This is a genomic window from Marinospirillum sp., from assembly GCF_014859565.1.
Map to the genome: position 1 here is coordinate 1 of NZ_JACUUA010000112.1, position 11384 is coordinate 11384.

Genomic DNA, 11384 nt, shown 5'->3' on the forward strand with positions numbered 1-11384 from the left:
CCAATCAGGCGCTCGGCAGAAGCACGGCGCAGGTTGAGATCGGATGAATAGAGGTCAATCAATGCCAGTGCGCTGCGCAGTTGATTACGCAGCGGGTTGTTGATGCTGATGCGACTCAGATCACGACGATTGATGGCTCCAAGTGCCTCGCCACTCAGGGCATCACTCACCAGCAGATCACGACCACTGGTGCCTTCCACCAACACAAAACGGCCACTGCGTTCACGCTGCAGGTTACCTTCCAGCAAGGCCGACAGCCAGTTGCGGGCACGCGGATCTTCACTGGCAACTATTTGCAGGATGGCGCTACCCTTGTCCTGAAAAGACGCCACATCCAGCGCTTCCAGCAACTGCTGGGCTTGGGTTTCCGGCTCGGCTGCTGGTGGCTGGACTGCTTCGGCCTGAGCCAGCGGCAACCAGAGCAACAGCAGAAGCATGAGCAACAGGGGCATAGGGTTTCCTTTTTTCAGGTCGATGTTGGAGTGGACGGCGAGGTTGGCCGCCACTCCAGCTGTTAGTGACTAAACAGTGATTATTGACCCAGAGCGGCGCGGGCTTCTTCAGCAGCGGTGCTGCCACCACAACGCTTGGTTTTGGTATTGAAGTTGCCGCAGTTAACAGGGGCACGCCAGTCGGACATCAGATCACGAGAGCCAGGCAGGAAGTCAGACCAGGCATCACCAGGTACAGTACCGGGTGTTTGCCAGACCACTTCAAACTGACCATCGGCCTGAATTTCACCAATCAATACTGGTTTGGTGATGTGATGGTTAGGCAACATTTCTGCTACACCACCTGTCAGGTTGGGTACTTTCAGGCCGTGAATGGCCGTGCGTACCTTGTCCACATCGGTGGTACCGGCTTTTTCAACAGCCTTCACCCAGAGTTTAAAACCGATGTAATGAGCTTCCATCGGGTCATTGGTCACAGCAGCGGTATCACCCTTGTAAGCCTGCCAGGCATCAATAAAGGCGTGGTTTTCGTCGGTGTTCACACTCATAAAATAGTTCCAGGCGGCCAGATGTCCCACCAGCGGGGAGGTATCCAGACCAGAAAGTTCCTGTTCACCCACGGAGAAGGCGATGACCGGGATGTCACCGGCATCTATGCCCTGGTTACCCAGTTCACGGTAGAAGGGTACGTTGGCATCACCGTTGATGGTGGAAACCACGGCAGTCTTCTTGCCCTGGCTGCCGAAGCGACGGATTTCAGCCACAATGTTCTGCCAGTCGGAATGACCGAAGGGGGTGTAGTTGATCATGATGTCGCTGGCGGCCACACCGTGCACGTCCTTCAGGTAGGCTTCCAGAATGCGGTTGGTGGTACGCGGATACACATAGTCGGTTCCGGCCAGTACCCAGCGCTCCACACCCAGTTCATTCTTCAGGTAATCCACCGCGGGAATGGCTTGCTGGTTCGGTGCTGCACCGGTGTAGAAGACGTTTTTAGAGGACTCTTCACCTTCGTACTGTACCGGGTAAAACAGCAGGCCGTTCAGCTCTTCAAACACCGGCAACACCGCCTTGCGGGATACTGAAGTCCAGTTGCCGAACACCACATCCACACGGTGTTGCGCCAGCAGTTCACGGGCGCGCTCGGCAAATAACGGCCAGTTGGAGGCAGGGTCAACCACCACGGCTTCCAGCGGACGACCCAGCAGGCCACCTTTGGCGTTCTGTTCGGCCACCAGCATTTCGATGGTGTCTTTTAAAACGGATTCACTGATCGCCATGGTGCCAGACAGGGAATGCAGTACACCCACCTTGATCGGTTGCTGGGCGGTGGCACTGAGACTGGTCATGCCCAGCAGCACACCGACACCGGCGGCCAGGGCGAAGCTTTTGCTGCCTGACTTGATTTTTTTAAGAATCTGCATCGTTTTAACTCCAAATTCAGCTGTTTTTGAGTGGTTCCGGCGATTCACTGTCACTGGCTTCCTGATGCCTGGCTCTTGCTTCCTGCAACATGTGTATTGTTATTTTTCTGACTTCATCCCGGCTGACGGCAATGTGGGCAGTCATCAACCTCTGGGCATGATCGATACGGCGATGCTCGATGGCTTCGAGAATCGCACCATGTTCTTCGTAGGTGGCGGCAATGCGATATCCCTTGGTGAAATCCAGCCGCCGGATGATGTGGATGCGTTCACTGATGTCACGATGGATGCGTGCCATCTCGCGGTTGCCTGCGGCCTCCACAATGCAGGAATGAAACTCCCGGTCCTGCTCGCTGAGGCTGATGTCTCCAACCCGCTGCGCTTCCGGCACCAGCCAGAAATCCCGCAGTTCCTGCAACAGCGGCGGTGTTTCCGTCATGTTGCAAAGGCGTTCGATGGCAGCGGTTTCCAGCAGGATACGAACATCGTAAAGTTCCTCAAACACCTTGAAATCAAAGGGTTTGATCTGCCAGCCACTGCGAAAATGCACCTCCACATAGTGTTCCCGCCGCAAGCGGTAGAGGGCTTCACGCACCGGTGTGCGACTGGCCTCAAAGCGCTCGGCAATCTCCGCTTCACTGAAATAATCCCCCGGCAGCAACTGAAAATTGAAAATCATTTCCTTGATCTGGCCATAGATGCGATCAGCCAGATTTTCACGTCGCTGGTTTTTCGGGTTCTTGTTCAGGAAGTTGGCCGGACTCATGCGCTGACCTCTTCGGTGGCATCTTCCTTCGCAATGATCGCCAGCAGCTCACCGGCTCGCACTGCCTTGCCGGGTGTGCAACTGAAGCCTTCCAGCAGACCCGCCACCGGAGCCTTGATCGCCACTTCCATTTTCATGGCTTCCAGCACCAGCAGTGTGTCCCCGGCTTTTACTTCACTGCCCGGCTCCACCAGCAGTTTCCAGACGTTACCGGCAATTTCCGCCGTCACCGGGGTTTTACTGGCATCCAGCCCTTCACCTGTATCCGGTGTTTCCGCCTGAGTGATGGCCGGAGGTGCTATGTCTTCCGCACTCCAGCGGCTGATTTCTTCCCCAAAAGCCTGTTGCTGGCGGTTGCGGAATTCACCGATGCTGTCGGCTTCGTCTTCGAGGAATTGCAGGTACTGCGCGACATCAAACACTTCTTGTTCGATACGGCACTGGAAACGTCCGTGGCGAAAGTCTTCCCGCAGCACATCCAGCTCTTCTTCCGTAACCGGGTAAAAACACACCTGATCAAAGAAGCGCAACAACCAAGGAGCATCCGGCGCAAACTGACGGTTTTTCAGCCAGGTGTTCCAGATCGGCAGGGTGCGCCCCACCAGCTGATAACCTCCGGGGGAATCCATGCCGTAGATGCACATGTACATGCCACCGATGCCCACGGTGCCTTCAGCGGTATGGGTACGGGCCGGGTTGTATTTGGAACTCAGCAGGCGATGGCGTGGATCAACCGGCACCGCACAGGGTGCACCCAGATACACATCCCCCAGCCCCAGCACCAGATAACGGGCGTTGTAGAGGGTGTCCTGCACCTGCTCACGGCTGACACCATTAATACGGCTGATAAAATCCACGTTGTTCGGCAACCAGGGCGCCTGATCCCGCACGGTTTCGCGGTAACGCTGCACGGCATCCAGGGTGGCACTGTCTTCAAAAGCCATTGGTAGGTGCAAAACACGGGTGGGCATTTTCACTTGGGACGGGTCGACCAGGGTGTCTTCCAGTTGCAGCAAGCGCTGCAGCAGTTGTTGCTGGTGCAGCTGTTGACCGTTATAACGGATTTGCAGCGAACGCACACCCGGCGCTAGTTCCAGCACTCCCGGAATCGCTCGGTCTTTCAAAGCATTCATCAGCAGGTGCACACGAATACGGGTGGTCAGATCCAGCAGGTTTTCGCCGTATTCCATCAGGATGTAACCATCACCGGCCTGACGATAAACCACCTGCGGACGCTCATCCGTGGCAGGCAGCGTGGCCAGCACACAAGGGGAAGCCGCTGCTGCACTGATATTAAAAGTGGCTATATCCGTTTTTTCAGCAATCAGGCTGGCATCCAGTGGCGGTAATTCGCGCAAGGCGGATGGCAGGGGTTGCAGGGTGTTGATGGCCTGATCCCAGGCTTGTTCCAGCGCCACTGCTGCATCAAAAGTCATCGGCACAAAACGGATGGTGTCACCGGGTTTCACCTGCCCCACCTTCCAGAGTTCGGCACGGGCAATGGTGACCGGACAGACAAATCCACCCAGGCTGGGGCCGTCTTTCATCAGGATCACCGGACTGTCGCCGGTAAAATTCACCGCACCAATAGCGTATTCACAATCATGCACATTGGAGGGATGCAAACCAGCTTCACCACCATCGGTGCGTGCCCAGTCCAGCACCGGACCCACCAGACGCACCCCCAGTCGGTTGGCGTTGTAATGCACTTCCCAGTCGGTGGCAAAAAAGGTTTCCATGGATGCTTGGGTGAAAAAGTCCGGTGCACCGTGCGGGCCGACCAGCACACCGATTTGCCACTGCTGACCGTAAGCAGGAACCAGCTCTGCCGGTGCCTGACCGGGTGCAGTCAGTGTTGAGGTTTCCGGCAGCAGCTCCAGCAGATCACCAGCACGCAAGGTACGACCGCAAAAACCACCAAACTGCCCCAGTGCAAAGGTGGAGCGACTGCCGAGGTAAAGTGGTACATCCAACCCGCCACGAATCGCCAGATAAGCCCGGCAACCACTTTTTGCCTGCCCTAGGTTCAGCACCTGACCGGCTTTTACGGCCACCGCCTGCCAGCTCGGCAAGGGCTGATCATCCAGCGTGGTCGATTCACAGGCGCCAGTGACAGCAATCACCGTATCAATATTAAATTTCAGCGTTGGGCCGATCAGGGTGGCCTCAATGCCAGCGGCATCTGCCGGGTTGCCAACCAGCCGGTTAGCCAGTGCAAATGCCTTGTCATCCATCGGGCCGGATGGCGGTACACCGATATCCCAGTAACCCAAGCGACCCGGCAGATCCTGCACACTGGTGTAGGTGCCAGGCACCAGCACTTCCACACTGCGACTGGTGTAGCTGAAATGCTCCAGCGCACGGGTGGACACCTGCCCTGCTGCAAAGTCTTGATCCGCCAGCACTGCTCGCAGGTATTCCAGATTGGTGGGGATACCGTAAAAACGAGTGGTTTCCAGCGCAGCACGCAGGCGGCTAAGGGCTTCTGCACGATCCTTGCCGTGGGCAATGATCTTGGCAATCATCGGGTCAAAACCGGAGGAAACTTCACTGCCGTTTTCAACACAGCCATCCACCCGGATGCCCGGCAAGTCATCCGGCAAAATGACTTCACTCAGGCTACCGGGGCTGGGCTGAAAGTTTTTCAAGGGGTTTTCGGCATACACCCGCACTTCCATTGCCGCACCCTGTGGGGTGATGTTACGCAACGGCGCCAGATCCGCCTGACCGGCTGCCACCGCCAGCATCTGTTCAATCAGATCCAGCCCGGTGACACATTCAGTCACTGGATGTTCCACCTGCAGCCGGGTATTCACTTCCAGAAAATAAAAAGCATCCTTGTCAGCATCGTAGATAAATTCCACCGTACCGGCACTGCGATAATTCACACTACGCCCTAGACTTTCAGCAGCTTCAATCAAGGCTTTACGAGTGGCCTGCGGCAGGTGAGGTGCTGGGGTTTCTTCCACCACCTTCTGGTGACGGCGTTGTAATGAACAGTCGCGTTCACCCAGTGCCACCACTTCACCCAGACCATCCCCCAGCAGTTGCACTTCCACATGGCGAGCATGGTCAATACAGTGCTCCAGAAACACACTGCCATCGTTAAAATACTGCTGACCCAGACGCACCACCCGGTCGAAGGCTTCTTTTAAATCCTCTGCAGTATTGCAGCGAGTCATGCCAATGCCACCACCACCAGCGGTGCTTTTTAACATCACCGGGTAACTGATACGCTCGGCTTCTTCCAGTGCCTGATCCAGACTCTGCAACAGATCACTGCCGGGAGTCAGCGGCACACCAGCGGCTTCAGCCAAGGCGCGGGCACGGTGTTTAAGACCAAAATCACGAATCTGGCTGGCGGTGGGGCCGATAAAAGTGATGCCTTCAATGTCACAGCGCTCGGCAAATTCGGCACTTTCCGACAGAAAACCATAACCGGGGTAAATGGCCTCGGCACCGGTGTTTTTTGCTGCCGCCAGAATTTTGTCCATATCCAGATAGGTTTCATCGGCCCGATGACCGGCCAGTGAAACCGCCACATCGGCTTCCCGCACATGCACGGCATTGCGATCATCCTCGGCATACACAGCCACACTGCGAATACCCAGACGCTTGAGGGTGCGGATTGCCCGGCAGGCAATTTCGCCACGATTGGCAATCAGCACGGTGGAGAAATAGCGGTGGCTTGTTGCATTCATGCGGGAGTCTCCTGAGATTTTTTCAGATCGGCGATGTAAGCGCGCCAGCCGCCGAAGTGGGTGATGTCTTTTGCACTGCCCAGTGCCAGCGGCTCACAGATGAAACCCTTGACGCTGCGACCGTCTTGCAGCAGCAGATTACCAATGCCCAGGGGTTCAGGGATTTCCGCCACAAAGGCACCAAAATTCGCCAGCGGTACATCCCAGAGTTCCACCAGAATGGATGCCCCCTTCTCAGCCACCCGCACCAATCCGGGTTTCGGCGGCGTAGTGTTGGCCAAGGCATAAAGGCGGTATTCAGGTGCGGTCTGAGTGGCTTCCACAAAGGCGGCATGGCGGGTGGTGAGCTGAAAATTCAATGGCATGCCACGCAGATGAGCACCCACCACCGCGACCCTGACAGCACCGGGAGCAACAGGTTTGCTGGTCACTTCTGAAGGCTTGAAGGCCTGATCAGTCACACCCAGCGGCAGCGCCAGATGCTGCTGCCAGCGATGCCCGAGATCAGCCAGCGCAAAATCCTGCCAGGCGTTGCTTATCAGGGTGATACCGGCTGGCAGACCATCTGTACGAAAAGGTGCTGGCAGCGCTAGCGCGGAAAGATCGGCCAGATTGGTGAAGTTGGTGTAGGTGCCGAACTGGGAGTTGTAAAGAATCGGCTCCTGCTGCATTTCCGCCAGGGTACGAATGGTCGGTGAGGTCGGCACCACCAAAGCATCCACCTGTTTTAATTGCTGCTGGATGCTGCGTGCCAGCTCTTGCCTGCGGTATTCAGCGGCAAAAAAATCCAGTGCTGTGTATTCAACACCCTTGCTGACAATGGCATAAACGGTGGGATCTATGTCTTGCGGCTGTTGCTGTAACAGATCACCCAGTGCGTGAGTCCGCTCGGCCACCCAGGGTCCCTGATACAGCAGCGCAGCCAGTTCATTAAAAGGGGTAAAATCGATTTCAACCAGCTCGGCCAATTGTGCCAACTCACTGCGAGCCTGCTCAAATGCGGCCTGCATGGCGGTATCACCAAAAAATTCCAGTTGTGCCGGAATGGCCAGACGCGGACGCTCCGGCATACCCACGGCTGCAGACTGCGGACTGGGGCGGGAAAAAGCATCGTCCAGATCCTGCTCGGCACCAAGGATTTGTGCCACCTGTACGGCATCATCCACCGTCAGGGCAAACACCGAAACACAATCCAGGGTACGACAGGCTGGGACAACACCAGTATTGGAGAACCAGCCCCGAGTGGGTTTTAATCCCACAATATTATTAAAACCGGCAGGTACCCGACCAGAACCGGCAGTATCGGTACCCAGTGCAAAGGGCACCAATCCTCGCGCCACCACTGAAGCAGAACCCGAACTGGAGCCACCGGAAACATAATCTGGATCAAAGGTGTTGGGTACGGCACCATAGGGTGAGCGAGTGCCAACCAAACCGGTGGCAAACTGATCCAGGTTGGTCTTGCCGATCAACACCGCACCGGCTGCCTTCAGACAAGCCACCACCCTAGCATCCTTTTCAGCGGTGTAAGCAAAAGCCGGACAAGCAGCGGTTGTTGGCCAGCCTGCAGCATCAATATTGTCCTTGATGGCAAAGGGCACACCAAACAAAGGCAACACATCCCCGGCAACCTTGCGGGCTTCCAGTTGTTGCCACTGGCTTTTTAAACCCGCCACATCCACACGAAAAATCCAGGCCACATCAGCCGACTGGCTTTCTGCTGCATCCAGAGTAGCCAGCAACGCCAGCAAACGCTCCAGTCCCTGCCCCTGCTGCTGGGCAAGCTGCCAATCGGCCAGTGTCCAGCCAGTTGTTTCGGGTTTGATCTGCATCACTCATCACCTTGTGCGCTAACTTGTATACAAGAGAGAGCACAAGGAATGCCAGAAAGTTAAAAACCTATTTAGATCAATACACTAATGTAAAAAATGCGGGGATTATGGGTGACGGAATAACCATGAAATGCACCAGTAGAGCGCAACATTTCATGGCATCGCACCAGATAGGAGAAAGAATCTGTCACTGGGCAACAGCAGAAAAAGCTCGACTCAACCTGCCAGGTTGTAAAACGTAAGTGCATGTTTGGACTCCTCCTCTATTGCAAGCACTTTGTTTGATCGAAGCCAAGGTACGACTGCCTACGTGTATCTGGAGGGTGCCATCGTGACCATTGACGCCATGGGCTGCCAGAAGGAGATTGCCGGGCAGATTGTTGAGCGCCACCCGCAGTGGCCGGGGCTGCGCAGTATTCTTGCGGTGACATCCACGCGTGAATGGCAAAACCGACTTGCTTGCCATAAATGCAGATCAGCCGCAGAAAGTATACCTGTTGTAGTGCTGACCACCTCAGATGCTGAAAGTGATATCCGGCGCTGTTACCAGTTGGGGGCATCCGGCTACATCAGCAAACCGATGGATATTGATCAGTTTATCAGTGTGATCAAAAGCCTGGGTGATTACTGGATTAATATCCTCAAAACACCCGGATCACACGGCTGAAGGTTTTTTTATCGGGTAGTAAAAAATCCGACACTGGTGTGTAGTTCATCGGCATGTTGTAACAGCCGATCAGCAATATGACTGACCTCACGTGCTGAATCAGCTGAATGGTTACTGGTGGTGTTCTGCTGATTCACTGAAGTGGCAATGGTCTGCATCCGTAATAATACCTTGTCCACCGAAGCCTGAATGCTGTTCATGGCGGTCAGTGTCTGGCCTGCAATTCCGGTAACCTGTCGTGTTAATTGCTCACTGACCTGGCTGGAGTTAACGGCTTGACCAGTTTCAGTGGCAATATCTTCCACCAGTTGAAAAATCTCTCGTGTGGCACCCAGTGTGCGTTCAGCCAGATTACGAACCTCATCTGCAACAACTGCAAAACCTCGCCCGTACTCTCCGGCACGTGCTGCTTCAATGGCAGCATTTAATGCCAGAAGATTGGTCTGGTCAGAAATTTCACTGATGCTTTGAATGATCTCACTGATATTACGAGAGCTGCTATCCAGCTTCTGGATGGTTCCGGAGAGGTGTGTCAGTGAATCACCAATCTGCACCATGCTCTGTACGGCGTCTTCAATAAAAGAGCTGCCGGACTTGGCGTGTTGTTGCATTTCATGAGCAGCCGCGTTGGTGTCCTCAACACTGTGATGTACTGCGGTCACACTGCTGGAAAGATCGGCACTGACCTGATTCAGATGAAGGCTAGACTGTCCCAGCGATTCAGCATACTGATGAATGTTGGTGGATGCCTCTTTAACCTTATTGGCGACCTGACTTAGGCTGGTCACCATGTCTGCAATGGCGTGCCCCAGATGATCCTGATCACTTTTGGGCTGGATACTGCGAGTCAGATCACCTTTAGAGATAGCTCTGGCCAGTTTGGTTTTATCCTCCAGTTCGTCCAGCAGCTGGTTAAAACTTTGTGCCACCTCGCCCATTTCTGTACCGACTTCCACCTCCACGCGCTTGGACAGGTCACCCTTGTCAACAATTTCACGAATGGTTTCCATGGTGTCCAGCCATGCCATGCGGGCACCGTGTTCAGAGATATTTAATCCTTTTAATTCCTGATCCGGCGGAACACGCAGGTTACCCATTTTTTTCAGCAGATAAAAACAAATCAACCCCATGCCAAAAGCCCAGCCAAAGGTGCTGGCAACACCAATCAGCTGAATCATAAACTGGCTGGCGTGACTACCCGTGGAGAGGTTTTCGGCAGGTGCCAGCAAAGCCAGCCCCAGAGTGCCCCAGGCGCCACCAAAACCATGAACAGCAACAGCACCCACCGGATCATCCAGCTTAAAAATATAAAGGATCAGCCACTCGGCAAAGTACACTAGACAGCCACTGCTCAGGCCAATCAGAACAGCCCCTGTAGGTGTCAGCACATCGGCACCGGCAGTGACGCCGACCAGTCCACCAAGAATGCCGTTGAGGATGCGTTCAACCACCGGAACACGGTGAATAAACATGGAGATAAAAAAGGTCGCAACACCACCAAAAGCGGCAGCCAGCATGGTATTCAGGATGATTCCGGCAATATCGGTTGAGGCAGCCAGAGTGCTGCCCCCGTTAAAGCCAAACCAGCCAAACCAGAGGATCAACACACCAATGGATGCCATGGCTACATTACAACCGGGTATGTCGCGTGGTTTGCCATCAGCATCAAAGCGACCGATTCTGGAACCCAGTACAATAATCCCCGCCAGCCCGACCCAGCCACCGACTGAATGCACTACGGTGGAACCGGCAAAATCCATAAAACCCATTGCTGCCAACCAGCCGTCCTCACCTTCCAGATAAGCACCACCCCAGATCCAGTGACCGGCAACCGGATAAATGATGGCGCCAATCACCACTGCAGCAATCAGGTAAGCATGAAACTTGACGCGTTCAGCCACGGCTCCTGACATGATGGTGACAGCAGTACCGGCAAATACAGCCTGAAAAGCAAAAAAGATCAGTGCAAAGGGTTCATCAGCTCCTTTTAACATGAAGCTATCCGTACCAAAAAGCCCCCAGGCGGTGCTACCAAACATGATGCCAAAACCCAGCACCCAGAAACCGGCAATGGAAAAAATCAGATCGGTGACGTTTTTGATGGCAACGTTGATACTGTTTTTGGCACGAACCAGCCCGGATTCCAGCCCGGTGAAACCAGCCTGCATGAATAACACCAGCCCAATGGCAACAGCAACCCAGATCATGTCCAGTTTTGCCTGCAGGGTTTCAATACTGGTTTGTGCTGCAACGGGCAGGGATGCAGAAAATAGCACTGCAAGCAGAAGTAAACGAGTCATGGCAGAACCCTTCAATGGGATAGGTGGTTGCCATGCAGGGCAAGTTTAATGCCATTACAAAATATGTGTGTAATATGATAAAGAAATGATTCAAAAGCGTTAAAATTTGCTAAACGCACCTGAATGAATGTTGGATATACTACATAAAGCCTGCTTGTGTAAGACATACAACATAAGGGATACGTAATGACCAAGTGAGTGAAGCAAAAGTATACAACGGATGACTGGGATCAACTCTTGGC

The 11384-nt window shown here is 54.4% G+C and carries 6 protein-coding genes and 1 pseudogene; 1 reads left to right on the forward strand and 6 read right to left on the reverse strand.

Annotated elements, in window-relative coordinates:
* The 5 genes and pseudogenes from IBX50_RS12905 to atzF form a co-directional block, all read right to left on the reverse strand.
* Positions 1-452: pseudogene (locus IBX50_RS12905) on the reverse strand (urea ABC transporter permease subunit UrtB); the annotation flags it as partial.
* Between the two features lie 80 nt (positions 453-532).
* Positions 533-1801 (reverse strand): urea ABC transporter substrate-binding protein, encoded by a 1269-nt coding sequence (urtA, locus tag IBX50_RS12910; RefSeq protein ID WP_292256450.1) that lies wholly within the window; start codon positions 1799-1801, stop codon positions 533-535.
* Positions 1802-1892: 91 nt separating this feature from the next.
* On the reverse strand, positions 1893-2642 hold the full coding sequence (locus tag IBX50_RS12915; RefSeq protein ID WP_292256441.1) for a GntR family transcriptional regulator: 750 nt from the start codon (positions 2640-2642) through the stop codon (positions 1893-1895).
* A complete protein-coding gene (gene uca, locus IBX50_RS12920; protein ID WP_292256443.1) occupies positions 2639-6343 on the reverse strand; it encodes an urea carboxylase in 3705 nt (1234 codons plus the stop codon). Before uca ends, IBX50_RS12915 begins: the two co-directional genes overlap by 4 nt.
* Positions 6340-8175: an allophanate hydrolase gene (atzF, locus tag IBX50_RS12925; RefSeq protein ID WP_292256445.1), complete on the reverse strand. Its 1836-nt coding sequence runs from the start codon at positions 8173-8175 to the stop codon at positions 6340-6342. Before atzF ends, uca begins: the two co-directional genes overlap by 4 nt.
* Before the next feature lie 331 nt (positions 8176-8506).
* Here atzF and IBX50_RS12930 point away from each other — a divergent pair, with 331 nt between their 5' ends.
* A complete protein-coding gene (locus IBX50_RS12930) occupies positions 8507-8842 on the forward strand; it encodes a response regulator (RefSeq protein WP_292256447.1) in 336 nt (111 codons plus the stop codon).
* A gap of 8 nt (positions 8843-8850) precedes the next feature.
* Here the strand turns inward: IBX50_RS12930 and amt are convergent, their stop codons facing one another.
* Entirely contained in the window at positions 8851-11142 is a 2292-nt protein-coding gene (gene amt, locus IBX50_RS12935) for an ammonium transporter (protein ID WP_292256449.1), read from the reverse strand.
* Between the last annotated feature and the right edge of the window lie 242 nt (positions 11143-11384).